At 70.4% G+C, this 24,041-nt stretch carries 25 protein-coding genes and 1 pseudogene; 16 read left to right on the top strand and 10 right to left on the bottom strand.

Annotated elements, in window-relative coordinates; all coding sequences use genetic code 11:
* Positions 1-174 precede the first annotated feature (174 nt).
* From fabG to ACWIGU_RS19460, 3 genes are all read left to right on the top strand, one after another.
* Positions 175-891, top strand: coding sequence for a 3-oxoacyl-[acyl-carrier-protein] reductase (gene fabG, locus ACWIGU_RS19470; RefSeq protein WP_116502852.1), 717 nt, complete (start codon positions 175-177; stop codon positions 889-891).
* Positions 892-896: 5 nt separating this feature from the next.
* Positions 897-1,664: an enoyl-ACP reductase FabI gene (gene fabI / locus ACWIGU_RS19465; RefSeq protein WP_454402459.1), complete on the top strand. Its 768-nt coding sequence runs from the start codon at positions 897-899 to the stop codon at positions 1,662-1,664.
* 153 nt (positions 1,665-1,817) lie between these two features.
* A complete protein-coding gene (locus tag ACWIGU_RS19460; protein ID WP_454402457.1) occupies positions 1,818-2,195 on the top strand; it encodes a hypothetical protein in 378 nt (125 codons plus the stop codon).
* Positions 2,196-2,222: 27 nt separating this feature from the next.
* On the opposite strand, the gene ACWIGU_RS19455 is transcribed toward ACWIGU_RS19460, so the two are convergent.
* Positions 2,223-2,906 (bottom strand): FadR/GntR family transcriptional regulator, encoded by a 684-nt coding sequence (locus ACWIGU_RS19455; RefSeq protein ID WP_453780489.1) that lies wholly within the window; start codon positions 2,904-2,906, stop codon positions 2,223-2,225.
* 121 nt (positions 2,907-3,027) lie between these two features.
* On the opposite strand from ACWIGU_RS19455, the gene ACWIGU_RS19450 reads away from it, so the two are divergent.
* From ACWIGU_RS19450 to ACWIGU_RS19435, 4 genes are all read left to right on the top strand, one after another.
* Positions 3,028-4,311, top strand: coding sequence for a CynX/NimT family MFS transporter (locus ACWIGU_RS19450; RefSeq protein WP_454402455.1), 1,284 nt, complete (start codon positions 3,028-3,030; stop codon positions 4,309-4,311).
* Positions 4,312-4,370: 59 nt separating this feature from the next.
* Positions 4,371-4,490 carry an SGM_5486 family transporter-associated protein gene (locus ACWIGU_RS19445; RefSeq protein ID WP_454402453.1) on the top strand — a complete coding sequence of 40 codons (120 nt, stop codon included), beginning with the start codon at positions 4,371-4,373 and terminating at the stop codon, positions 4,488-4,490.
* A 249-nt stretch (positions 4,491-4,739) separates the two neighbouring features.
* Positions 4,740-4,955: a hypothetical protein gene (locus tag ACWIGU_RS19440; RefSeq protein ID WP_454403072.1), complete on the top strand. Its 216-nt coding sequence runs from the start codon at positions 4,740-4,742 to the stop codon at positions 4,953-4,955.
* An 85-nt stretch (positions 4,956-5,040) separates the two neighbouring features.
* Positions 5,041-5,559 (top strand): SixA phosphatase family protein, encoded by a 519-nt coding sequence (locus tag ACWIGU_RS19435; protein WP_454402451.1) that lies wholly within the window; start codon positions 5,041-5,043, stop codon positions 5,557-5,559.
* Positions 5,560-5,658: 99 nt separating this feature from the next.
* On the opposite strand, the gene serB is transcribed toward ACWIGU_RS19435, so the two are convergent.
* Both serB and ACWIGU_RS19425 read right to left on the bottom strand, forming a co-directional pair.
* Positions 5,659-6,897 (bottom strand): phosphoserine phosphatase SerB, encoded by a 1,239-nt coding sequence (gene serB, locus ACWIGU_RS19430; RefSeq protein WP_454402449.1) that lies wholly within the window; start codon positions 6,895-6,897, stop codon positions 5,659-5,661.
* 113 nt (positions 6,898-7,010) lie between these two features.
* Positions 7,011-8,828 (bottom strand): streptophobe family protein, encoded by a 1,818-nt coding sequence (locus tag ACWIGU_RS19425; protein WP_454402448.1) that lies wholly within the window; start codon positions 8,826-8,828, stop codon positions 7,011-7,013.
* A gap of 267 nt (positions 8,829-9,095) precedes the next feature.
* On the opposite strand from ACWIGU_RS19425, the gene ACWIGU_RS19420 reads away from it, so the two are divergent.
* Positions 9,096-11,624 (top strand): FHA domain-containing protein, encoded by a 2,529-nt coding sequence (locus ACWIGU_RS19420; RefSeq protein ID WP_454402446.1) that lies wholly within the window; start codon positions 9,096-9,098, stop codon positions 11,622-11,624.
* 87 nt (positions 11,625-11,711) lie between these two features.
* Here ACWIGU_RS19420 and ACWIGU_RS19415 read toward each other — a convergent pair whose 3' ends face one another.
* From ACWIGU_RS19415 to ACWIGU_RS19405, 3 genes are all read right to left on the bottom strand, one after another.
* Positions 11,712-12,434 carry a transglycosylase SLT domain-containing protein gene (locus ACWIGU_RS19415; RefSeq protein WP_454402444.1) on the bottom strand — a complete coding sequence of 241 codons (723 nt, stop codon included), beginning with the start codon at positions 12,432-12,434 and terminating at the stop codon, positions 11,712-11,714.
* A gap of 295 nt (positions 12,435-12,729) precedes the next feature.
* The gene (locus ACWIGU_RS19410) at positions 12,730-13,812 is read right to left on the bottom strand and encodes an S-adenosylmethionine:tRNA ribosyltransferase-isomerase (RefSeq protein WP_454402442.1); all 1,083 of its coding nucleotides are present in this window, start codon (positions 13,810-13,812) and stop codon (positions 12,730-12,732) included.
* Entirely contained in the window at positions 13,809-14,510 is a 702-nt protein-coding gene (locus ACWIGU_RS19405; protein ID WP_454402440.1) for an SDR family NAD(P)-dependent oxidoreductase, read from the bottom strand. The genes ACWIGU_RS19410 and ACWIGU_RS19405 overlap by 4 nt, the downstream gene beginning before the upstream one ends.
* A 201-nt stretch (positions 14,511-14,711) precedes the next feature.
* Here ACWIGU_RS19405 and ACWIGU_RS19400 point away from each other — a divergent pair, with 201 nt between their 5' ends.
* From ACWIGU_RS19400 to ACWIGU_RS19385, 4 genes and pseudogenes are all read left to right on the top strand, one after another.
* On the top strand, positions 14,712-15,857 hold the full coding sequence (locus ACWIGU_RS19400) for a GAF domain-containing sensor histidine kinase (RefSeq protein ID WP_454402438.1): 1,146 nt from the start codon (positions 14,712-14,714) through the stop codon (positions 15,855-15,857).
* On the top strand, positions 15,850-16,494 hold the full coding sequence (locus ACWIGU_RS19395; protein WP_356290576.1) for a response regulator transcription factor: 645 nt from the start codon (positions 15,850-15,852) through the stop codon (positions 16,492-16,494). Before ACWIGU_RS19400 ends, ACWIGU_RS19395 begins: the two co-directional genes overlap by 8 nt.
* A gap of 199 nt (positions 16,495-16,693) precedes the next feature.
* On the top strand, positions 16,694-16,936 hold the full coding sequence (locus tag ACWIGU_RS19390; RefSeq protein WP_100592533.1) for a chaplin: 243 nt from the start codon (positions 16,694-16,696) through the stop codon (positions 16,934-16,936).
* A gap of 142 nt (positions 16,937-17,078) precedes the next feature.
* Positions 17,079-17,147, top strand: a pseudogene (locus ACWIGU_RS19385) (chaplin family protein); the annotation flags it as partial.
* A gap of 247 nt (positions 17,148-17,394) precedes the next feature.
* Here the strand turns inward: ACWIGU_RS19385 and ACWIGU_RS19380 are convergent.
* Positions 17,395-18,183, bottom strand: a complete 789-nt coding sequence (locus ACWIGU_RS19380) for a hypothetical protein (RefSeq protein WP_454402436.1) — start codon at positions 18,181-18,183, stop codon at positions 17,395-17,397.
* A 123-nt stretch (positions 18,184-18,306) separates the two neighbouring features.
* Here ACWIGU_RS19380 and ACWIGU_RS19375 point away from each other — a divergent pair, with 123 nt between their 5' ends.
* From ACWIGU_RS19375 to ACWIGU_RS19365, 3 genes are all read left to right on the top strand, one after another.
* A complete protein-coding gene (locus ACWIGU_RS19375) occupies positions 18,307-19,104 on the top strand; it encodes an ABC transporter ATP-binding protein (RefSeq protein WP_326776447.1) in 798 nt (265 codons plus the stop codon).
* A gap of 64 nt (positions 19,105-19,168) precedes the next feature.
* Entirely contained in the window at positions 19,169-19,600 is a 432-nt protein-coding gene (locus tag ACWIGU_RS19370) for an NfeD family protein (RefSeq protein ID WP_454402434.1), read from the top strand.
* Between the two features lie 140 nt (positions 19,601-19,740).
* Positions 19,741-20,673: an SPFH domain-containing protein gene (locus ACWIGU_RS19365; RefSeq protein WP_100592537.1), complete on the top strand. Its 933-nt coding sequence runs from the start codon at positions 19,741-19,743 to the stop codon at positions 20,671-20,673.
* 90 nt (positions 20,674-20,763) lie between these two features.
* On the opposite strand, the gene ACWIGU_RS19360 is transcribed toward ACWIGU_RS19365, so the two are convergent.
* From ACWIGU_RS19360 to ACWIGU_RS19350, 3 genes are all read right to left on the bottom strand, one after another.
* A complete protein-coding gene (locus tag ACWIGU_RS19360) occupies positions 20,764-21,270 on the bottom strand; it encodes an HNH endonuclease (protein WP_454402431.1) in 507 nt (168 codons plus the stop codon).
* A 145-nt stretch (positions 21,271-21,415) separates the two neighbouring features.
* On the bottom strand, positions 21,416-21,955 hold the full coding sequence (locus tag ACWIGU_RS19355; RefSeq protein ID WP_454402429.1) for a YbhB/YbcL family Raf kinase inhibitor-like protein: 540 nt from the start codon (positions 21,953-21,955) through the stop codon (positions 21,416-21,418).
* Between the two features lie 95 nt (positions 21,956-22,050).
* Positions 22,051-22,833 (bottom strand): sporulation protein, encoded by a 783-nt coding sequence (locus ACWIGU_RS19350; RefSeq protein ID WP_454402427.1) that lies wholly within the window; start codon positions 22,831-22,833, stop codon positions 22,051-22,053.
* Between the two features lie 193 nt (positions 22,834-23,026).
* Here ACWIGU_RS19350 and ACWIGU_RS19345 point away from each other — a divergent pair, with 193 nt between their 5' ends.
* Positions 23,027-23,668: a DNA-3-methyladenine glycosylase gene (locus ACWIGU_RS19345; protein ID WP_454402425.1), complete on the top strand. Its 642-nt coding sequence runs from the start codon at positions 23,027-23,029 to the stop codon at positions 23,666-23,668.
* Positions 23,669-24,041: the final 373 nt, after the last annotated feature.

Here is a 24,041-nt window from a genome sequence, read left to right as displayed (position 1 = left end):
AGTGCGGGCACCGGCCGGCCCCGATCATGTCGCGTCCGCGGCCCCCGCGGCCACACTTTTCTGTAGGGACCCGACAGCGACTCTCCTGCGCCACTGTCGGTGGTCGATTCTCCGTATCCAGGGCGGTACCGATAGGTTTTCGATGTACCAGACCGCTAGGGAAAGGGTGATCCGTTGAGCCGCTCGGTTCTCGTCACCGGAGGAAACCGGGGCATCGGCCTCGCCATCGCCCGTGCATTCGCCGACGCCGGCGACAAGGTCGCGATCACGTACCGCTCGGGCGACGCGGCCGAGCTGGAGAAGGCCGGCTTCCTCGCCGTCAAGTGCGACATCACCGACAGCGAGCAGGTGGAGCAGGCCTACAAGGAGATCGAGGAGAAGCACGGTCCCGTCGAGGTCCTCGTGGCCAACGCCGGCGTCACCAAGGACCAGCTCCTCATGCGCATGTCCGAGGACGACTTCACGTCGGTCCTCGACACCAACCTCACCGGCACCTTCCGCGTCGTGAAGCGTGCCAACCGCGGCATGCTGCGCGCCAAGAAGGGCCGCGTCGTGCTGATCTCCTCCGTGGTCGGCCTCCTCGGCTCCGCGGGACAGGCGAACTACGCCGCGTCGAAGGCGGGTCTGGTCGGTTTCGCGCGTTCCCTCGCCCGTGAGCTCGGGTCGCGCAACCTCACTTTCAACGTCGTCGCGCCCGGTTTCGTCGACACCGACATGACCAAGGCGCTCACCGACGAGCAGCGCGAGGGCATCGTGAAGCAGGTGCCCCTCGGCCGCTACGCGCAGCCCGAGGAGATCGCCGCGACGGTGCGGTTCCTCGCCTCGGACGACGCCTCGTACATCACTGGAGCCGTCATTCCCGTTGACGGCGGATTGGGCATGGGTCACTGATCACCATGAGCGGAATTCTCGAGGGCAAGCGCGTCCTGATCACCGGTGTGCTGACGGAGTCCTCCATCGCCTTCCACGCCGCGAAGCTGGCCCAGGAGCAGGGCGCGGAGATCATCCTCACCGCCTTCCCGCGGCCCACGCTGACCGAGCGCATCGCCAAGAAGCTCCCCAAGCCCACCAAGGTCATCGAGCTCGACGTCACCAACGACGAGCACCTCGGCCGCCTCGCCGAGGTCGTCGGCGAGGAGCTCGGCGGCCTCGACGGCGTGGTCCACTCCATCGGCTTCGCGCCGCAGGACGCCCTCGGCGGCAACTTCCTCAACACCCCGTTCGAGTCGGTCGCCACGGCCATGCACGTCTCCGCCTTCTCCCTGAAGTCGCTGACCATGGCCTGCCTGCCGCTGATGCAGAACGGCGGCTCGGTCGTCGGCCTCACCTTCGACGCCCAGTACGCCTGGCCGCAGTACGACTGGATGGGCCCCGCCAAGGCCGCCCTCGAGGCCACCAACCGGTACCTCGCGCGCGACCTCGGCAAGCAGAACGTCCGCTCGAACCTCATCTCGGCGGGCCCGCTCGGCTCCATGGCCGCCAAGTCCATCCCGGGCTTCAGCGAGCTGGCCGCCGTCTGGGACGACCGCGCCCCCCTGGAGTGGGACCTCAAGGACCCGGAGCCGGCAGGCAGGGGCGTCGTCGCTCTCCTGAGCGACTGGTTCCCGAAGACCACCGGCGAGATCATCCACGTCGACGGCGGTCTGCACGCGATCGGCGCCTGATCACCCGTACGTGGCCGACGCCCCGTTCCCCGCAGCGCGCGGGGGGCGGGGCGTCACCCGTTCGGCCTACTGACCGGGCGGGAGCGACGGGAGAGCACGCAGGCTGGGAAGGCGTTCGTTCCCCCTCTCCCGTACGGCCGAGGAGGTCCCCTTGTGCGCCTTTCTCAGCGCGGTACCCCGGTACTCGCAGCCCTCGTACTCCTCTTCGCGGTGCCGTACGACGCCACTTCCCACCCCGTCCGGACCGCGCCCCACGCGCGCGTGCCCGGCAGCCCGGACGACCGCAGGACCGAACCCTTCGGAGCGGACTGCCGGGTGACCGTCTCCGGTTCGGACGTGACGGCGTACTGCCACAACCCGTATCCGGCGACCGACGCGGTCAGCCTCCATGTCGAGTGCGACCGCTGGTGGGACATAGACAGCGACGGCGGGCAGGTCCCGGCCGAGGCCGCCGAGACCGTGCGGCTCACCGGCCGGTGCTGGAAAGAGGTCCGCTCGGCCTGGATCAGCCACGCCAAGGTCGACGGCTGAGCGCTGGACCCCGGCTCGGGATTCCGCTCAGTGAGCGGCGGGCTGGCCCGGCAGGCACAGGAACGGATAGCGCGCCGCCTCCGCCGCGGCGGCCTCCGCGTCGCCCACGCGGATCGCGTCGAGCAGACCCGTGTGGTCCATGTGGTTCTCGGGCCTCAGCTCCTCGCCCACGTCCACGCGCAGGACGTCCCGCAGGACCTCGCCGAGGTCCGCGTACATCGCTGTCATGACGTCGTTGTGGGACGCGGCCACGACCGCCAGGTGGAAGGTCGCGTCGGCCGCCACGAACGCCTCCGCGTCGCCCGACGCCCATGTGTCCTCCCGGCGCACCATCAGCGCGTCGAGCTGCTTGAGGTCGCGCTCCGTACGGCGCTGCGCGGCAAGGCTCGCGGCGCTGGACTCCAGGGTCGAGCGCAGCTCGGCGATGTGCCGGGGGTCGGCATCGGCGAACCGGCGCTGCATCACGCCCGCCAGCTCGCTGGTAGCGACGACGTACGTGCCCGAGCCCTGCCGGATGTCGAGCAGGCCGTTGTGGGCGAGCGCGCGCACCGCCTCGCGCACCGTGTTGCGGGCGACGCCGAGCTGCTCGACCAGCTCGGGCTCGGTCGGGATGCGGGAGCCGACCGGCCACTCGCCCGACGAGATCTGGGCGCGCAGGCCGGCGATGACCTGTTCGGAGAGAGCCGAGCGCCTGGGGGAGGTCAGCGGCATGACGGTCCTTGGTTCGATGACTGGGGCGGGCAGGGAAGGGGCGCGGGCGGGCGGTGCGTCGCGCCAAGTGTGACGCAAACCGATTGGACACCCAATCATCCCATGATTCTAAGATGGGGTCATGGCCAGTGAGGAAACCCCGACGATGACGCAGACCCCGATACGCACTGAGAGCGCACCCGAAGCGAAGACTGCCCCCACGCGCGCGTGGGCCGTGCGCCTGATGATCGTGGGCATCGTCCTCGCGGCTCTGAACCTGCGCCCCGCCATCACCAGCCTCGGCGCCCTCCTCGAAGAGGTGCGCGACGGGCTCGGCATGAGCGGCAGCGTCGCCGGCCTCCTCACCTCCGTACCCCCGCTCTGTTTCGCGATCTTCGGAGTGATGGCGCCCCGGCTCGCCCGCCGCTTCGGCCCCGGCGCCGTGGTGTGCGCCGGCATGGCCGCGATCGCCGCCGGTCTGGTCATCCGCCCGTTCACCGGCACCACCGTCGGATTCCTCGTCGCCAGCGCCCTCGCCCTCATGGGCATCGCGGTCAGCAACGTCCTCATGCCGGTGATCGTCAAGCGCTGGTTCCCCGACCGCGTGGGCTCCATGACCGGCCTCTACTCGATGGCCCTCGCGCTCGGCACCTCCCTCGCGGCGGCCGTGACCGTGCCCGTGACGGACGCGCTCGGCGGCAGCTGGAAGACCGGACTCGCCCTCTGGGCCGCGCTCGCCGTGGCCGCCGTCGTCCCGTGGGTCCCGCTCGCACGCGAACGGGGCACCGAGGGCGGCGCCACCGCCGGCACCCCGCAGCGGGACGACGGCCTGCGCATCACCCGCAGCCGCACCGCCTGGGCGCTCGCCGTCTTCTTCGGCCTCCAGGCCACCGCCGCCTACATCACCATGGGCTGGATGGCGCAGATCTTCCGGGACGCCGGCGTCTCCGCGGGCACCGCGGGCGTGCTGCTCGCCGTCACCATGGCGATGGGCGTACCGCTCGCCTTCGTCATCCCGCGACTCGCCACGCGCCTGCCCAGTCAGGGCCCGATCGTGATCGCCCTCGGCATGTGCGGCCTCGCCGGTTACGCGGGCCTCTACTTCGCCCCGGCCGGCGGCGCCTGGGCGTGGGCCGTCCTCCTCGGCATCTCCAACTGCGCCTTCCCGCTCGCCCTGACGATGGTCGGCATGCGGGCACGGACGGGCACGGGCGTCGCCAAGCTCTCCGCCTTCGCCCAGAGCACCGGCTATCTGATCTCCATCCCCGGCCCGCTGCTCGTCGGCGTGCTCTACCAGCACAGCGGCGGCTGGGGCGTCCCGATCGCGCTCATGGCGGCGCTGATGGTGCCGCAGATCGTGGTGGGCGTCATCGCGGGACGCAACCGCACGGTCGAGGACGAGGCCGCTCCGGCCGCGGCGGTCTGACTTCGGCCATGGCCCACCCCGGCTCCGCGAGCCGGGGCAAAGGGTGCGAGACTGACCGCATGTCGCCTGTGCTCGACCCGAACCCCCAGAACGGCCAGAAGAAGCTCCTCATCGTGCTCGGCGCGATGCTGGCCATCACCGTGATCATCGCGGTCATCGCGTCGATCGCCTCACCGTGATCATCACGGTCATCGCCTCACCGTGATCATGGTCGGCACCGTGGTCGTCGCCTCACCGTGACAGCGGTCCCTGGCCTGTTCGCGGCCGGCGTCGGTGGTGCTGGCACCACCAACCCCTAGGGGGTCAGTGTCAGGGTCAACTGGGTGGATCACCTGATGGGTTGAGGGCCTGACCTTCCGTAAATTCGAGATGTGACCGCGAGCACCGCGGACCACGGCACCGAGCATCTCGAGGACCCCGGAGGCGTCATGTCGGCCCCTACGCACACCCGGCCCCACCCGGCCCCAGCGGGCGGCGTCGACGTCAGGCTCCCGTGGTGGGCGATCGCCCTGCCCGCGATCACCTTCGCCGTGCTCCTGCTCCTGATAGCCAACCCGGCCGACGCGCACGCCGCGACAGGCGACCCGGCGGTCGGCCAGCTCCTCGACCGCATCCAGCAGGCGGTGCTGCGCACAGCCCCGTGAGCAGCCCGCACGGCGCGTCACCCATGCCGGTAGAGCGCGTCAACTCCCTGCGCCCCGTGGCCGGTTTCATGCGAAGCTGGGACCCATGAGCGTCGCAGAACCCCGCAGGATTGTCCTTTTCCGGCATGCGAAGGCGGACTGGCCCCAGGTCTCCGACCACGAGAGGCCGCTCGCCGAGAGGGGCCGAAAGGACGCCCCCGTCGCCGGCCGCAAGCTCGCCGACTCCGGTATCGACCTCGACCTGGCCCTCTGCTCGACCTCCGCGAGGACCCGCGAGACGTGGAAGCTCGCCGTCCACGAGCTGCCCCACCGGCCCAGGACGGTGTACGAGGAGCGGATCTACGAGGCCTCGCCCGGTGAGCTCATCGCCGTGCTGAACGAGACCCCGGACGACGTGCGGAGCGCGTTGCTGGTCGGCCACAACCCCGGGATCCAGGGCCTCACCGAGATCCTCTCCGGGCAGGCCGAGGGCGACGCGGGGGAGCGGATGGCCCGGCGCGGCTTCCCGACCTCCGCCTTCGCGGTCCTGTCCTTCACCGGCTCCTGGAAGTCCCTCGAACCGGGCACCGCCACCCTCATCGACTACTGGGCACCGTCCAAGTGACCCGTCGGCCGGCGGCCGGACCCTTGATACGCCGACGGGCCCCGGTACCGCATGGGTACCGGGGCCCGCCGCATCAGTGACTGTCCGCGTCGGCCGGAGTCAGTCGTCGTGGGCGTCCGCCGCCTCGACCTCTTCACGGGTGATGCCGAGGAGGTAGAGGACGGTGTCGAGGAACGGCACGTTCACCGCGGTGTGCGCGGCCTCGCGGACCACGGGCTTCGCGTTGAAGGCGACGCCGAGCCCCGCCGCGTTCAGCATGTCCAGATCATTGGCGCCGTCGCCGATCGCCACGGTCTGCGCGAGCGGCACCCCGGCCTCCGCGGCGAACCGGCGCAGCAGCCGCGCCTTGCCCGCGCGGTCCACGATCTCGCCGGTGACCCGGCCGGTCAGTTTGCCGTCGACGATCTCCAGGGTGTTGGCCTGGGCGAAGTCGAGCCCGAGCCGGTCCTGCAGATCGTCCGTGACCTGCGTGAACCCGCCCGAGACGACGCCCACTTGATAGCCCAGCCGCTTCAGCGTGCGGATCAGGGTCCGCGCGCCGGGCGTGAGCCGCACCTCGGTGCGGACCTTGTCGACGACCGACGCGTCGAGCCCGGCGAGCAGCGCGACCCGCGCGTGCAGCGACTGCTCGAAGTCCAGCTCGCCCCGCATCGCCGCCGCGGTGACCTCGGCGACCTTGTCCTCACAGCCCGCGTGCGCCGCGAAGAGCTCGATGACCTCGTCCTGGATGAGCGTCGAGTCGACGTCCATCACGACGAGGCGCTGGGCGCGCCGGTGCAGCCCGGCCGCGACGACCGCGACATCGACGCCGAGCGCCGCCGACTCCGTCGCGAGCGCGGTGCGCAGGGGCTCGGTCTCGGCGCCGGAAACGGCGAACTCGACTGCGGTGACGGGGTACTTCGCGAGCCGGAAGATACGGTCGATGTTGCCGCCGGTGCCGGTGATCCTGGCGGCGATGGCGGCCGTCGTCTCCGCGGTCAGCGGGTGGCCGAGCACGGTGACGAGGGAGCGGCCGAGCCCGCGCGGACGGTTGTCGCCGATGCCCGAGATGATCTCGGCCTGCATCCGCATGGACTCCGCCCAGCTGTGGACGGTGGACCGCAGATCGCCCTCGAGACCGGGGGGCGGCTCCGTCACCAGGGCGCACAGCACGATGCGCCCCCGGGTGACGACCTGCTCGATGTCGACGACATCGACGGAGTAGGCGGCGAGGGTGTCGAAGAGCCCGGCGGTGATACCGGGGCGGTCCTTGCCGAATATCTTGACGAGGAGCGTCGGGACGTCGTCCGGAACTGCGACCGGGACATCAGCGGGGTGGCGGGGCTGCGAAGCACTCATGGTGGTCCCACGTTATCCGGCCCGCGTCGCGCGGCGCGGCGATGGTCCGCGTGGCGGACATGTGCGACGCCCAGTCCGACCGGCCGGTTCGCCGTCCACCGCCCGCACTCGGCTCAGCCGCGCGGGCCCCTCCGGGGTGGCGGCGGCCCCTCTTCCTCCGGCGACGACGGAGATGGCGACGACGGCGGCGGCGAGTGCGGAAGTGGCGGCGGGGGAGGAGGAGGCGGCGGCACGGGCCATCCGCCCTTGCCGGACCCGGGCCGCCCCCGCGGACGAGGCGGCACCGGGGGCCTGACCGGTCCCACCATCGTCGGCGCCCCGTACAGATCGTCCGGCAGATCGTCCTGCCGATTGCCCGCCCGCTCGTCGGGCGGCTTCAGATAAGGGTTGGTCCCGTCCGGCGACCCCCGGTACGGAGTACTCGGCCGATACGGCCCTGCCTCCTGAGGCGGCACGGGGCGCCGGGGGACGGTCCGGACGGCACCGTCCCCCGGCGCCCCCGCCCGCCCCTCCGGCTCCACGCCGCCCCCGCCCAGCGCGGCCGGAGCGGCTCGTCGCCCCGCCGCCCCCGCCCCGTAAGCGAGCAGCGCCCCCACCGCACCCGCCCCCGCTCCCCAAGCGGCCCCGAGCAGCAGTGCCATGCCGAGATGTCCGTGCAGCTCGATCCCGGCCCCGAAGGCGTCGAAGCCGAGTACGGACAGCGAGGCGTCCGCCGATACGTCCGTCAGCCGCACGAGCAGCGGCAGGCCGAGCGCCGTGACGGCCCCGAGCCGCAGCGCGCACCTCCCGGCGAAGCCGACGACCCCCATCGGCGGCGATCCGGGCCCGCCGGCCGCCGCGGGTGTCCGTACGGCGGTCAGCACGCCCGCGAGCACCATCATCAGAACCATCGCGAACGCCAACAGCCATACCCTGCCGTCCAGTTCGGCAAGACGGCTCAGGGTCACCGGCTCGTTCGCGCGCATCCGCAGCAGCTCGTCGACCGGATGGGGAAGTGCCTGCGCGAGTGCGCCCGTCGCCTTGCCGTCCCAGGGGACGAAGAGGCCGAGGGGAATGCCGAGCCACACCCCGTTGGGTGCCCCGAGCAGCGCGGCGCCCACGATCCGCCGTGGATGGTCGTCGCCGATCACCGCGTACGCCGCCGCCGCGAGCCCCGCGGCGACAGCCACCAGTAACACCGTGACCAGCGACGAAGCAGCGGGACGGACCACCCGGTGCACCGCGTCCAGGGAGCGCGGGAGCGGCGTGCGTCGCGACGCGAGCAGGGCGATCAGCAGGACGCCGATCACCCACGCGGCGCCGCCCAGCAGTGAGGCTCCGGTCTCGACGGTGAACCCGACGGTCGCCTTCGCGTCCACGAGGCCGCCGATGTGGTCCGGCAGGAGCCCTCCGAGGTCGAGGCCGCCCGGCAGCTTGTCCTTGATGCCGCCCGGCAGGTCCCCGTCCGGTATCCGGTCGAGTCCGAGCTTCCCGCCGTCAATCGTGATGAGGTCGTGACCCGCCCAGGCAAGCCCTGCGAGCATCGCCAGAAACAGCGCGACCACGCTCCCCACGCGCGCCGCGAGTTCGGCCGGCGTGACCTCAACTCCCGCCCCACGCAAGGATCGCAGGAAGAACCAGCTGAGCAGCAACGCGCCCGTGAGAGCCACGCCGAGCGGCGCGATATCGATCGCGGTGTGGGCCTGCGCGCCCTCCAGTCCAAAGGCTGAGACGTCTCCCGACGGCGTGACTTTCCCACCCGCCCCAAGTGCCACCACAGCGGCCGTCATCGGGCCGAGCGGGCCCGCGGAATCCGCACCGAGCAGATGGAGGCCGGCCGCGGCGACCGCGGCCATCCCGATGAACGCCCAGCTCACGGAGGCGACCGCGGAGAGCAGTACGTCGCCCCAGTGCACGCCCTCGCGCCCGCTCCGCCGCACAACGGTCTCCATCAGGGCCCCCGATCCGCGCCGTGATGTATCGGATGTCCCATTCGCGCGTGATCCGTAGGCACTTGTGGGCGCTTACTACTCTCCGGGGCTGTTTCGGCGCCGTCAACGGGGCGGGCGCGAAGGCGCGCAGGCAGTCTTCACAAGGCCCACCGCAAGGCCCGACTTTCGGTCAGGGGGCTCCGCCTGAAATAGTTCCCCACGATGTTCGACATCCCTAGACTCCCCAAGATGGGGGCTAGCTCGGGGGACAACTCAGTGGGGCATGGAGTGCCGGAACTCGTACTGGAATTGAATGGAAGGACCTGGACGCTCGACCCGTCCAGGCCATACACCCTCGGACGTGATCCGCAGGGGGACGTCGCGATCGACGATGCCAGGGTTTCCTGGCGACACGCCACGATCAGCTGGGGCGGCCGGAGTTGGGTCATCGAGGACCACGGCTCCACCAACGGCACGTTCGTGCAGGGCCAGCGGATCCATCAGATGGAGATCGGCCCGGGCTCGACGCTGCACCTCGGCAACGCGACGGACGGTCCGCGGGTCAACCTCTCGGGCAGCGCCTCCGGCGCGGCCGTGCCCGCGGCCCAGCAGCAGGCCCAGCAGCAGGCCCGCCCGCAGCAGGTACCGGTCCAGAAGCCGCAGGGCGGTGACGCCGGCTGGGCACACAACGCGCCGCCGCAGCAGCAGGTGCCCGCCCAGCAGAGCTGGCAGCAGCCGCAGCAGGCGCAGAACATCCCGCCCCAGCAGGGGCCCGGCGGTGTCGCGGGGGCTCCGCCGGTCTACGGCGACCGCAGCCCCACCACGTTCCACCAGCTGGCCCTCGGCCGTGTGATGCGGATCGGCCGTGCGCTCGAGAACGAGCTGGTGGTCTCCGACCTCCAGGTCTCGCGTCTGCACGCCGAGTTCCACGCGACGCCCGACGGCCGCTACGAGATCCGCGACCTCGGCTCGCACAACGGCACGTACGTCAACGGTATGCCGATCGCCAAGGGCGGCTCCGCGCTGCTCGGCCCGAACGACATCGTCGGCGTCGGCCACTCGACGTTCCGCCTCGTCGGCGACCGTCTCGAGGAGTTCGTCGACACGGGTGAGGTCTCCTTCTCCGCCCGTCATCTGACGGTGACGGTCGACGGCGGCAAGGACATCCTCAAGGACGTCTCCTTCGGCGTCCCGGAGAAGTCACTCATCGCGGTCATCGGCCCCTCGGGTTCCGGCAAGTCCACCCTGCTCAAGGCGCTCACCGGCTACCGGCCCGCCAACAAGGGCGACGTGCTCTACGACAACCGGAACCTGTACAAGCAGTTCGCCGAGCTGCGCCAGCGCATCGGTCTGGTCCCGCAGGACGACATCCTGCACAAGGAACTGACCGTCAAGAAGGCCCTCAAGTACGCGGCCAAGCTGCGCTTCCCCTCGGACACCAGCGAGCAGGAGCGCGAGCAGCGCATCGACGAGGTGCTGCGCGAGCTCAAGCTGGACATCCACAAGGAGAAGAAGGTCACCTCCCTCTCCGGTGGCCAGCGCAAGCGCGTCTCCGTCGCCCTGGAGCTGCTCACCAAGCCGTCGCTGATCTTCCTGGACGAGCCGACCTCCGGCCTCGACCCGGGCATGGACCGCGACGTCATGCAGCTCCTGCGCGGTCTCGCCGACGACGGCCGCACGGTCCTCGTCGTCACGCACTCGGTCGCCGAGCTGGCGATCTGCGACAAGCTCCTGGTGATGGCGCCCGGCGGTTCGGTGGCGTACTTCGGTCCGCCCGAGGAGGCCCTGAACTTCTTCGGCTACAGCACCTGGGCCGACGTGTTCTCCGCCTTCGAGAACTACCGCGACTACGACTGGGCGGGCCGCTGGAAGGGCTCGCAGCACTACCAGATGTACGCCGCGGACATCGACGCCGTCGCCGCACAGTCCGTACACATGCCGCCACCGCAGGCGATGAAGCCGCCCAAGCCGCAGGGCTGGGGCTCGCAGCTGTGGACCCTGATCCGCCGCTACACGTCGGTGATCGCGTCCGACAAGGGCTTCCTGGGCCTGATGGTGATCCTGCCGGCGGTCCTCGGCGTGGTCAGCACGGTGATTCCCGCGGACTTCGGCCTGGGACCGCCCAAGCCGCCGTCCCGGTTCAACGGCGACGCGGGCACGATCATGCTGATCCTCGCGGTCGGCATGTGCTTCTCGGGCGCGGCCAACTCCGTACGTGAGCTGATCAAGGAACGCGTCATCTACGAACGGGAGCGGGCCACCGGCCTCTCCCGCTCGGCGTACCTGATGTCGAAGGTGATCGTCCTCGGCGTCGTCACGGCCTTCCAGGGCGTGATCATCTGCGCCATCGGCTTCTTCCCGCGGGACCTGCCCGCCGAGGGCCTGATGATGCCGCCGGCCGTCGAGCTGTGCATCGTGATCATCGCGCTGGGCTTCACGTCGATGATGTTCGGCCTGGTCATCTCCTCGCTGGTGAAGACCGCCGAGAAGACGATGCCGCTCCTGGTCATGTTCGCGATCGTCCAGGTCGTCTTCACCGGCATCCTGTTCCAGGTGTACGGCTCGCCGGGCCTGGAGCAGTTCGCCTGGCTGATGCCGTCGCGCTGGGCCATCGCCGGCGCCGGTTCGACGCTGGACCTCGCGCACCTCATGCCGCCGTGGGACCAGGCGCACCCGAACGACCTGGACCCGCTGTGGGAGCACTCGGTGAGCCAGTGGGGCATCAACCTCGCGATCCTGATCGCGCTCGGTGTCGTCTGCGGCTTCGCGGTCGCGCGCCTGCTGCGCCGCCACGAGCCGGAGGTCATGCGCAAGTAGCGCGACCCGCGCACGGATGAAGGGCGGCACCCCGCGCGGGGTGCCGCCCTTCGGCGTTCACAGAAACCCTGAGGTCCAGGGAGAGTCTCAGTAAGCGCTGTTCACGTTGTCCATCGAGCCGTACTTGTCCGCGGCGTAGTTCGCGGCGGCGGTGATGTTGGCGACCGGGTCGTAGATGTTCCACGAGGTACCGGGGACGTGGTACGCGGTGAAGGTCGGCGGGATGACCTGCAGCAGACCCTTCGAGGGGATGCCGTTGATCGCGTTGATGTCCCAGTTGTTGATCGCCTTCGGGTTGCCGGAGGACTCGCGCAGGATGTTGCGGTGCAGGCCCTCGTAGGAGCCGGGGATGCCCTTGGACTTCATGATGTCCAGGGACTCGCGGATCCAGCCGTCCAGGTTGTTCGCGTAGACGGGCTTGCGGGCGGCGGCGCGGCTGGCGGCCTCCTTGACCGCACGGTCCTTCTCGGCCTTCACCTTGGCGGCGGCCTCAGCCTTGACCTTTGCAGCTGCGTCGACCTTCGCGGCGGCGCTCTGCGTGGCCTTCAGCTTGGCGGCCGCGTTCTTGGCCTGCTGGTCGGCGGTGGCCAGCTGGTTGGTGACGCTGGCGTGCACGTCCTTGATCTGGGGCTTGCCGGCGGCCACCTCGAAGGCGACCGGAGCCGCCGATATCGTCTCGGCCTCCGCGTGGGAGTTGCCCGGCACCAGCGTGAACGCGAGGGCAGCGGCGCCGAGCGTGGCGATACCGGCGATCGAGTACTTGTGGGTCTTCGTCAGGGGACTATGACCGGAGAAGCTGAGCTTGGACATGGAGGACCTCTTCGAATCGGGGAAGTCGCTCACCGGTCCAGAGCAGGACCGCTCATGTTTCGGTCATGAACGCTGTGGGTAGTGGCCCACGCTGTCGAGCAACGAGAGCCATTGTTAGCGGCCGCAAAATTGCGTGGCAATCATGTGACGTACGAAGCCAGGTAGTGGATCAGGGCCCCCGTAGAGGTCCGTTTCGCCCCTCCTGCCCCGGTGTCGCCGCCCACAGCTCATTCCTAGCCGCCTTCGTACGTGACGTGCGTCCTATGCGCGGGCTCACATCGGGCACGCAACAAACTCACCAAGCGTTGCCACTGCAACGCGCTACGTGACCGGATTCATCGCCAAGTATGAGGTTGAGGTCCCCAAACTCGTGCCACAGGTAAAAATGTCCCAATGCTTCCGCATATGTACGGGTAATTACCTCGGCTCCTGCTATGGCCTCCAACATCAGCAGATGTGAGGCCTCAGGCTCGTGCAGCCCCGTGAGAAGCCCGTCCACCACCCGCACCCCCCGCTCGGGCGTCACCACGAGATCCGTCCAGCCCGAGGCCGCCCGCACCGCCCCGTCCGGCCCCGCGGCCGACTCCACGGCCCGTACGGCCGTCGTACCGACCGCCACCACCCGCCCGCCCCCGGCCCTCGCCGCGTTGATCAGCCGCGCCGACGCCTCCGGTACCTCGAACCGCTCCGGATACGGCGGCTCGTGGGACTCCGCCGACGCCACCCCCGTATGCAGCGTGATCGGCGCGAACTGCACCCCCCTGCTGACCAGCTCCGCCACGAGCCGCGCCGTGAACGGACGCGCCGCACTCGGCATCTCCGCACTGCCCGCCCCGTCGGCGTACGGCAGCGCGAACACCGTCTGATAGACGGAGAGCGGCTGATCGCGCTCCGTATAGGAGTAGCGGATGGGTCTGCCGTGGCGCCGCAGCAGCGCGGGCACATCCCCCGCGACCCGCACCCACCACAACCGCGCCCCGCCGCCCGCCAGCGGCTCCTCCCAGATGAGACGTACGCCTCCGGGGAGCACAGCCACCGTCCCCTCCGGACCGCCCGCACGCGGGCGCGTGGTGCCATGCCCGTCCGGGTCCCGCAACTCGACGGCCCAGCGACCGTCATCGCCACGCGTGGAGAAGTGCACCACCACGCGCGCGTGCCCGATCCGCCCGTCGACCGCCGCGGCCAGCGTCGGCGACGTATTGACCACGAGCAGATCCCCGGCCCGCAGCTCTCCCGGCAGCTCGGCGAAGTCCCGGTGCGTGACGTCCGTGCCGCGCGAAACGAGCAGCCGCACCGCGTCCCGGTCCAGGCCGGGCCCACGCTGCTCCGCCGGCACCCGGGCGGACAGTTCCTCCGGCACCCGCACCGCGACCGTCACCGTGCCTCCAGGAGAAGAGAGGGGGCGGCATACCGCCCGCTGTCCGGCCGCTCGTCGAGCAGCCGCAGGAACGCCGGCACCACCGTCTCCGGCAGCGGCCGGTCCGAGTCGTCGTCCAGGGGCGCCGCCGCCCGGTAGAGATCCGTGCGCATGTCGCCCGGATCCACCGCCCACACCCGCAGCCCCGGCTCCTCCACCGCGAGGACCGCGGACAGCTGGTCGAGCGCGGCCTTCGAGGCGCCGTAACCGCCCCACGTCTCGTACGCCTCCGCCGACGCGTCCGAGCTCACCGACACGACCGCGCCCCCGGCCGACCCGCGCAGCAGCGGCAGCGCCTCCTGCACCAGACCGAGCGCCGCCACGACATTGACCTCAAGGGCACGCCGCAGCCCCTCCACCGGCAGGGCGTCAAGACGCACCAGCGGCTCGGCCCCCAGCGCGCTCGCGTTGTTCACCAGCAGATCGAGACCCCCGAGACCGCGCGCCGCCGCCACCAGCTCCGCGCGGTGCGCCGGGTCCGTGACATCCCCAGGTAGCGCCTCCACCCGCGTCCCGTACGTCCCCGCCTCGTCCGCCGCCTCCCGCAGCACCGCCGCGGACCTGGCGTCGAGCACCAGATCCCAGCCGCGCCGCGCGAGAGCCACGGCGAGCGCGCGACCGAGTCCTTTCGAAGCCCCCGTGATGATCGCCACCGGCATGACATCCGTCCCCTCGGGCCCGTCGGGCCGCCCTATTGCCTACGTGCTTCGATCCGCCTCCAACGTAGGAACCGACCAGCCCCCGGCGCCTCGTCCGCGGGCCGCACCTCACGAGGGCCCTTCGCCCTACGTCCACCGGACCAGAAGGCGGCCGCCACAGGCCCGATACGCGCTGTCACACCCCGCCGGTACCTTGAGGTCATGAGTCACGGCCCACGATCCGGCCTCTCCGCGGTGAGTTCCGCGCTGCTGGCCATGAGCAGACACCTCGAGGTGCGCGACGTCCTCAAGACGATCGTCGCGTCGGCCCGCGAGCTGCTCGACGCCGAGTACGCGGCCCTCGGCGTGCCGGACGACCACGGAGGCTTCGCCCAGTTCGTCGTCGACGGTGTGAGCGACGCGCAGTGGAAGGCCATCGGCCCGCTCCCGCGCCAGCACGGCATCCTCGCCGCGATGCTGCGCGACGCGAAGACCGAGCGCCTGGGCGACGTGCGCGAGGATCCGCGCTTCGAGGGCTGGCCGTCCGCACACCCCGACATGTCCGACTTCCTCGGCCTGCCCATCCGGGACGGGGACGAGGTCATCGGCGCCCTCTTCCTCGCCAACAAGAAGTGCCCGAAGCCGCAAGGAGGTTGCGGCTTCACCCTGGAGGACGAGGAGCTGCTGACGATCCTCGCCCAGCACGCGGCCATCGCCCTGACGAACGCCCGCCTGTACGAGCGCAGCCGCGAGCTCACCATCGCCGAGGAGCGCTCGCGCCTCGCCCATGAACTGCACGACGCCGTAAGCCAGAAGCTCTTCTCCCTGCGCCTGACCGCCCAGGCCGCCGCGGCCCTCGTCGACCGCGACCCGTCCCGCGCCAAGGGCGAGTTGCAGCATGTGGCCGAGCTGGCCGCCGAAGCCGCCGACGAACTGCGCGCCGCGGTGGTCGAGTTGCGCCCCGCAGCGCTCGACGAGGACGGCCTGATCGCCACGCTGCGCACGCAGATCCAGGTCCTCGACCGCGCCCACTCGGCCCACGTCACCTTCGAGTGCGGCGGCATCCGTGCCCTGCCCGCCGCCCAGGAGGAGGCCATGCTCCGTGTCGCCCAGGAGGCGCTGCACAACGCGCTGCGCCACTCCGGCGCCGAGCACGTCCGCGTGACGCTCGACAAGCGAGGCCCCGGAGCCGTCCTGCGCGTCACCGACGACGGCAGCGGCTTCGAACCCAAGGCAGTCCGGCACGCGGGACGCCACCTCGGCCTGGTCTCGATGCGCGACCGGTCCAGTGGCGTCGGCGGCCGTCTGACGGTGGAATCGGAGCCCGGCAAGGGCACCACGATCGAGATGGAGGTCCCCGGTGGCTGACAACAGGATCCGGGTGCTGCTGGTCGACGACCACCAGGTCGTCCGCCGGGGGCTGCGCACGTTCCTCGAGGTCCAGGACGACATCGAGGTCGTGGGGGAGGCGTCCGACGGCGCCGAGGGCGTCGCCCTCACCGAGGAGCTGAAGCCCGACGTCGTCCTGATGGACGTCAAGATGCCCGTCATGGACGGCGTGGAGGCCCTGCGCAAGCTGCGCGAGCTCGCCAACCCCGCGCGCGTGCTCATCGTCACCAGCTTCACCGAGCAGCGCACCGTGGTCCCCGCCCTGCGCGCGGGCGCCGCCGGGTATGTCTACAAGGACGTCGACCCGGACGCCCTGGCCGGCGCCATCCGCTCCGTGCACGCCGGACATGTGCTGCTCCAGCCGGAGGTGGCCGGCGCCCTGCTCTCGCAGGAGGAGACCAATGGCGGGCAGGGGAGAGGCAATTCCCTGACCGAGCGGGAGCGCGAGGTGCTCGCCCTGATCGCGGACGGCCGCTCGAACCGCGAGATCGCCCGCGCCCTCGTCCTGTCCGAGAAGACGGTCAAGACCCATGTGTCCAACATCCTGATGAAGCTCGACCTGGCGGACCGCACCCAGGCCGCCCTGTGGGCCGTACGCCATGGGGCGGCCGGCTGAACCGTGCCGCGGCTGCGGGACGGTATGCGGCTCTGCCTGGCCGGACGAGGGGGACGGCAATTCGGATGGTTCCGCTCCGGGCTGAGATTCATACTGTCGTGTGTATGTCCCCCGGATGGCGCATCCTGCGCGAGGCTCCCGCGTTCTCCAGTGCGTGCTGCGGCGGCTCGTCGCAGTGATCGCCTAGGAGGGTCAAGAAGTGAAGAAGCTGAAGAGGGTCGCGGCCGTATCGATGGTCGCCGGTGGGCTCGTCGCCGCCGGTGCCGGTATGGCCTCCGCCACCGACGCGCACGCGGACGGCCAGGCCGTGCACTCGCCGGGCGTCGTCTCCGGGAACGTGATCCAGGCTCCGGTCCACGTTCCGGTCAACGTCGTCGGCAACACCGTGAACGTCATCGGTGTGCTCAACCCGGCCTTCGGCAACCTCGGCGTCAACCACTGACGTACGCATCGGGTCCACCAGTGACCACCGGCCCCCGGGTATCCCCGGGGGCCGGTCCCGTTTCCGGCCCGGCCGGGGGCCAGTTGATCCGTACGTGCCATCGCCGACCCCGCCCTGACCGTCGCCGTCGCGGGTCGACGCCACCGCAGACACCGTGAACGTGATCGGCCTGCTGAACCCGACGTTCGGCAACGCCTCCGAGAACAACTGACACACCCCCCGGGAAGGGCCCCACGGACACGGATCCGCGGGGCCCTTCCGGCGAGTTGCGCGACTCCGGAGCGGCCTGCGCTGCGGCGCCCCGACTCAGGCGCGCGTTACGCCGCTACCGAGCTCCGGCGCTCCGGCAACCTCGGCTCCGGCGCTCCGGCGCTCCGGCGTCCTCGGCTCCGGCGCCCGGCGCACATCCAGCTCCCGCGCACCGCGCTCTGCGCCCCGCCCCCACGCGCACCCCGACCTCACCGCCCCCCGCGCTCCCGCTCCTCCACGAACGCGTTGTACGCCGCGACCTGCGCCCGACGGGCCGTCCGCTCCACCGGACGCAGCGCCTCCGACCGCGCCGCCATCTCCGAGGCACTCATGGCCCCGCCGTGCCCGCTCTCGTGCGCCACCGAGATCAGCAGCCCGACGCGCTGCGCCAGCTCCAACACCCTTACCGCGCGCGGCGGATAACCCGGCGCGAGGACCTCGCGCCCCCGCTCCGCCCGCGCCCGGTACGCGTCCACCGCCGCCTCGGCCACCGGCCCCGACCCGGCCACGTCGAGCCGCGAGAGCACAGCCGTCGCGTCCCGCAGCGCCTCCGCGAGCTCCCGCTCGGCCTCACCGAGCGAGGGCACGTCCGCCGGGGGCGCCTCCCGGACGGGAAGGCAGTGCCACAGGACGTCGACATGGACGTCGCCGGCGGGCCCGGCCTCGTACACCTCGGGCACGAGCCCGAGCGCGGCCCCCTGGCACACGACGGCCTCCTCCGCGTCGAGGGCGCGCGCGTTGAACTCGGGAGGACCGCTCAGGCCGAGCGGATGGCCAGGCGCGGGCAGCGCCACCCGCAGCCCCGTCGCGCCCAGCGTGCGCAGCCGCCCCATGGCGAGTGTCAGGCCAACCGGCCCCGACTCGCCCGGCAGCCCCTCCACCCGGTGCACCGCATCCTCACCGACTATGGCGAGCGCGGCGTCATCGGGAGCAACAAACCCGGCCAAAAGGGCATTTCCCCATGAGGCCAGCCGACCTGAGCGTGGTTCCGAAAGCATGGGCTCCACCCTAAAGACCGGCCGATGGATTGGACCGGTCGACCGGTGGCGTAGGTTTTCCCATGGGGATGCGTCCACAAGACGCACGTGACTGCCGAGACTGCAATGGGAGACAACGCGCTCATGAGCGATGTACTGGAGCTGGTGGACGTATCCGTGGTCCGCGAGGGCCGGGCTCTGGTGGACCAGGTCTCCTGGTCGGTCAAGGAGGGTGAGCGCTGGGTCATCCTCGGCCCGAACGGCGCCGGCAAGACGACCCTCCTGAACGTCGCCTCCAGCTACCTCTTCCCCAGCCAGGGCACCGCCACGATCCTCGGCGAGACCCTCGGCAAGCCCGGCACCGACGTCTTCGAGCTGCGCCCGCGCATCGGCGTCGCCGGCATCGCGCTCGCCGAGAAGCTCCCCAAGCGCCAGACCGTCCTGCAGACGGTCCTCACCGCCGCGTACGGCATGACCGCCGGCTGGCACGAGGACTACGAGGACATCGACGAGCAGCGCGCCCGCGCGTTCCTCGACCGCCTCGGCATGAGCGACTTCCTGGACCGCAAGTTCGGCACGCTCTCCGAGGGTGAGCGCAAGCGCACCCTGATCGCCCGCGCCCTGATGACCGACCCCGAGCTCCTCCTCCTCGACGAGCCCGCCGCCGGTCTCGACCTCGGCGGCCGCGAGGACCTCGTGCGCCGCCTCGGCCGCCTCGCCCGCGACCCCATCGCCCCCTCGATGATCATGGTCACGCACCATGTCGAGGAGATCGCCCCCGGCTTCACGCACGTCCTCATGATCCGCCAGGGCAAGGTCCTCGCCGCAGGCCCCCTGGAGCTGGAGCTGACCTCCCGCAACCTCTCCCTCTGCTTCGGCCTCCCGCTCGTCGTCGAGCAGCGAGGCGAACGCTGGAGCGCGCAGGGCCTCCCGCTGGGCTGACCCGGCGCGGGCCGCCCCCACGGCACCCTGTCCCCGGAGGTAACCCCGGTCCTACCATGACCATGTGGCAGACATCGACGCATGGGTGTGGTGGCTGATCGGGGCGGCCTCGCTCGGAATCCCCCTCGTCATCACCGCGATGCCCGAATTCGGCATGCTCTCCGCCGGCGCCGTCGCGGGCGCCGTGACCGCCGGCCTCGGCGGCGGGATGGTGATGCAGGTCCTTGTCTTCGCCGCGGTCTCGGTCGCGCTCATCGCCGTCGTACGGCCCATCGCGGCCCGCCACAACGCCGGGCGGCCCGTGCTCGCCACCGGAATCGAGGCCCTGAAGGGCAAACAGGCCGTCGTCGTCGAACGCGTCGACGGCAGCGGTGGCCGCATCAAGCTGGCCGGAGAGATCTGGTCCGCCCGCTCGCTCGACGATTCCGCGAGCTACGAGCCGGGCCGTCAGGTCGACGTCGTCGACATCGAGGGAGCCACCGCGATCGTTGTGTGATCATGGTGACCTGATCGGGGAGGTGGCTTGAACTCCCCACGCCGCAGGGCCCGTTCTGACAGACTCGACCAGCAAGATCCTCAAGATCTTCCGGCGGGACCCGCTGGAACGACGACGGCACGAAGGGCACGGGAGACGCGATGTCAGCGATCATCATCGTCCTGATCATTCTGGTGGTGCTGGTCTTCATCGCCCTGATCAAGACCATTCAAGTCATCCCGCAGGCAAGCGCGGCGATCGTCGAACGCTTCGGCCGCTACACCCGCACGCTGAACGCGGGCCTGAACATCGTCGTCCCGTTCATCGACTCGATCCGCAACCGGATCGACCTGCGCGAACAGGTCGTGCCCTTCCCGCCCCAGCCGGTGATCACCCAGGACAACCTGGTCGTGAACATCGACACCGTCATCTACTACCAGGTGACCGATGCCCGCGCCGCGACCTACGAGGTCGCCAGCTACATCCAGGCCATCGAGCAGCTCACCGTCACCACCCTGCGCAACATCATCGGCGGCATGGACCTCGAGCGGACCCTGACCTCCCGCGAAGAGATCAACGCGGCCCTGCGCGGCGTCCTCGACGAGGCCACCGGCAAGTGGGGCATCCGCGTCAACCGCGTCGAGCTCAAGGCGATCGAGCCACCCACCTCCATCCAGGACTCGATGGAGAAGCAGATGCGCGCCGACCGCGACAAGCGCGCCGCGATCCTCACCGCCGAAGGTATCCGCCAGTCGCAGATCCTCACCGCAGAGGGTGAGAAGCAGTCCGCGATCCTGCGCGCCGAAGGCGAGGCCAAGGCCGCCGCCCTGCGCGCAGAGGGCGAGGCCCAGGCCATCCGTACGGTCTTCGAGTCCATCCACGCCGGCGACGCCGACCAGAAGCTCCTCGCCTACCAGTACCTCCAGATGCTCCCGAAGATCGCCGAGGGCGACGCCAACAAGCTCTGGATCGTGCCCAGCGAGATCGGCGACGCACTCAAGGGACTCTCCGGCGCCATGGGCAACTTCGGCCCGATGGGCGGCGGTTCGGCCCCCGCGGGCGCCGAGCGCCGCGAACAGCCCCCCATCGACTGACCGCCTGACCCGACCGCCCCGCCCCGCAGACGAAGAGGCCCGCCCCGGCACCCCGGAGGCGGGCCTTTCCGTGCGTCACCGCATCCCCGCCTACGCCGCCGTACGCGCCAGCCAAGCCGGCAGTGCGTTCCGCTCGGACTGCCCGAGCGTCAGCAGCATCGCGTCGGCCGGCGTGGGCTCGAACGGCTCCCGCAGCAGCGGCATCCCCGCCTGCTCCGGAGTCCGGTCCGCCTTGCGGTGGTTGTCCTCCGCGCACGAGGCGACCGTATTCAGCCAGGAGTCCGCACCACCACGCGACCGCGGCACCACGTGGTCCACCGTCGTCGCCCGCCGCCCGCAGTACGCGCACCGGTGCTGGTCACGCACCAGCACACCCCGCCTCGACCACGGAGCCTGTCTTCGGAAAGGCACCCGTACATACCTGCAGAGCCTGATCACCTGCGGCACCGGTATGTCCACGGCGGCCGCACGCACACGGAGTCCGGGGTGGGCCTGCTCGACGACGGCCTTGTCCTGCAGCACCAGCACGACGGCCCGGTTGAGCGTCACCGTCGACAACGGCTCGAAGCTGGCGTTCAGTACCAGCGTGTCCCGCATCTCGCCCACCTCCCGTACGTCCCCGGCCCACCCCCGTGGCGGGCTTGGATCAACTCTGGCCGGGCGCGCCGAGATGGACAACGCAATAAAAATGCCCGTCCCCGATCACTTCCATGACCGGGAACGGGCAAACAGACGATGAACGCTAGCTATCGGCGGAAGCCGCGTACTCAGCGATCACCTGCGCACGCGCCAGCGCGTGAAAGCGCAGGTTGAACCCGACGACAGCCGGCGAGGCGTCCGAGTCGGGACCCAGCTTCTCCTGATCCACCGCGTACACGGTGAAGACGTAACGGTGGGCCGGGTCACCGGGCGGGGGCGCGGCGCCCCCGAAGTCCTTCGTCCCGTAGTCGTTGCGCACCTGCACCGCGCCGGCGGGCAGCCCCTCGAACTTGCCGCTGCCCGCGCCGGCCGGCAGCTCGGTCACCGAAACCGGGATGTCGAACACGGTCCAGTGCCAAAACCCACTGCCCGTCGGGGCGTCCGGGTCGAAGCACGTCACGGCGAAACTCTTCGTCCCGGCCGGGAAGCCCTCCCACCGCAGCTGCGGCGAGGTGTTCCCGGCCGCGTAGACCTGAGCGTCCTTGAGTACCGCACCCGCCTCGAAGTCCTCGCTCACCACCGTGAACGACGGCACCTGCGGATGGAAGTCATGGGGAAGCGGCGGCCTCTTGAGGTCGGTCACGTCGGCACCTCCTGATCGGCGAAAACTCTCGGTGCCGAGCCTATGCCCCGCCCGGCCGGCAGTGGACGGCGCCGCCACCGGCCGACGCACCGGGGTCAGAACCAGTTGCGCTTGCTGCCGACCTCGGACACCCACTGGTGCAGATAGGCCGACCAGTCCGTCCCCTGGAAGTCGTTGTGCCCCACGACGAACGACCGGAACGTGTCACTGCTCTCGCTGAAGAGCCCCGGCTTCTTGTCCATCTCCAGGACGACGTCCATCTCGCGGTCGTCCGCCACGAAGCTCAGCTCGACCTGGTTGAGCCCGCGGTACTGCTGCGGCGGGAAGAACTCGATCTCCTGGTAGAAGGGCAGCTTCTGCCGCGTCCCCCGGATGTGCCCGCGCTCCATGTCCGCGCTCTTGAACCGGAAGCCCAGCCCGATGAAGGCGTCCAGGATCGCCTGCTGCGACGGCAGCGGGTGCACGTTGATCGGGTCGAGGTCACCGGAGTCCACGGCGCGCGCGATCTCCAGCTCCGTCGTCACACCGATGTTCATGCCGCGCAGCTGCTGCCCGTCGATCGTCGTGACCGGCGTCTCCCACGGGATCTCGAGCCCGAACGGCACCGCGTGCACCGCGTTCGCCTGCAGCTGGAACGCCCCGCCGAGGCGCAGCTTCGTGAACTCGATGTCCTGCTTGGTCTCCTGGTCGGCGCCCTCGACCTCGACGCGCGCCTGCAGACCGACCGACAGACCCTCGATGTCCTGGTCCACGGATCCGCCCTGGATCCGCACCTCACCCTGGACGACGCCACCCGGCACCACATTGACCTCGGTCAGCACCGTCTCGACCGACGCACCGCCCGCACCGAGACTCGCCAGCAGCCGCTTGAACCCCATGACTCCACTCCTCCCCGTGCCACACCCGTGGCCCGTGTCTTCCTGTCGCGATCCTTGATCTCTACCAACGCGATAGACCGGTGACCGGTTCCGCGCGGCTCACCCTGGCAAGCAACGGGGCCCGAGGGCTACCCGTCCACGCCGATCGGCCGCACTTCTCCGTCACTTCTCCGTTGGACTACGCTCGGCCGCCATGATCGCGGCCCCTGACCGTACGCCCCTCCCACGGGAGTTCTTCGACCGGCCCGTACTGGAGGTCGCTCCTGATCTCCTCGGGCGCGTCCTCGTCCGCAACACCGCGGAAGGCCCGATCGAGCTACGCCTCACAGAGGTCGAGGCCTACGACGGCCCGAACGACCCCGGCTCCCACGCGTACCGCTCCCGTACCGCCCGCAACGACGTGATGTTCGGTCCGCCCGGACACGCGTACGTCTACTTCACCTACGGCATGTGGCACTGCCTCAATCTGGTGTGCGGCCCGGAAGGCACCGCGAGCGGAGTCCTGCTCCGCGCCGGCGAGATCACGAAGGGCTCCGACCTCGCGCGTAAACGTCGACTATCGGCCCGCAACGACAAGGAACTGGCCAAAGGCCCGGCGCGCCTGGCCACGGCCCTGGACGTGGACCGCGCACTGAACGGCACCGACGTCTGCGCCTCCCCGGACTCCCCGCTCGCGATCCTCTCCGGCACCCCCACGCCACGCGACCAGGTACGGAACGGTCCGCGCACGGGCGTGGCCGGCGAGGGCGGCGTCCACCCCTGGCGCTACTGGACCGTCAACGACCCGACGGTGAGCCCGTATCGGCCGCACGCGCCACGCCGCCGTTCAACTTGACTGGCCCCTGGGGGATCCGTAATGTAGCCCGAGCCGCTTGACCCGGTTACGGCAATCTGCCAGTAGCCGAAGGCGGCCAAACCACTACCTACGATTTCCCCTCAGCGGGGGCTTATTCGGCGTGCCTGCATGCCCGAATTCGAATCCGCGAGACTCGATTATGAGGCTCAAGGGAAATCCGCTAACGTAGTGGACACGCCGAAAGGCAAAGGCCCCCAACGGCCACCGGAAATGAATTCCGAACCGGAAACGGAACGGAAAACGGATCTGGTAGAGTTGGAAACGCAAGACCGAAGGGAAACTGCCCGGAGGAAAGCCTGAGAGAGTCTCTCGGGTGAGTACAAAGGAAGCGTCCGTTCCTTGAGAACTCAAC

Source organism: Streptomyces sp. NPDC055400, assembly GCF_053644375.1.
This window is presented reverse-complemented; position numbering and strand designations above follow the sequence as displayed.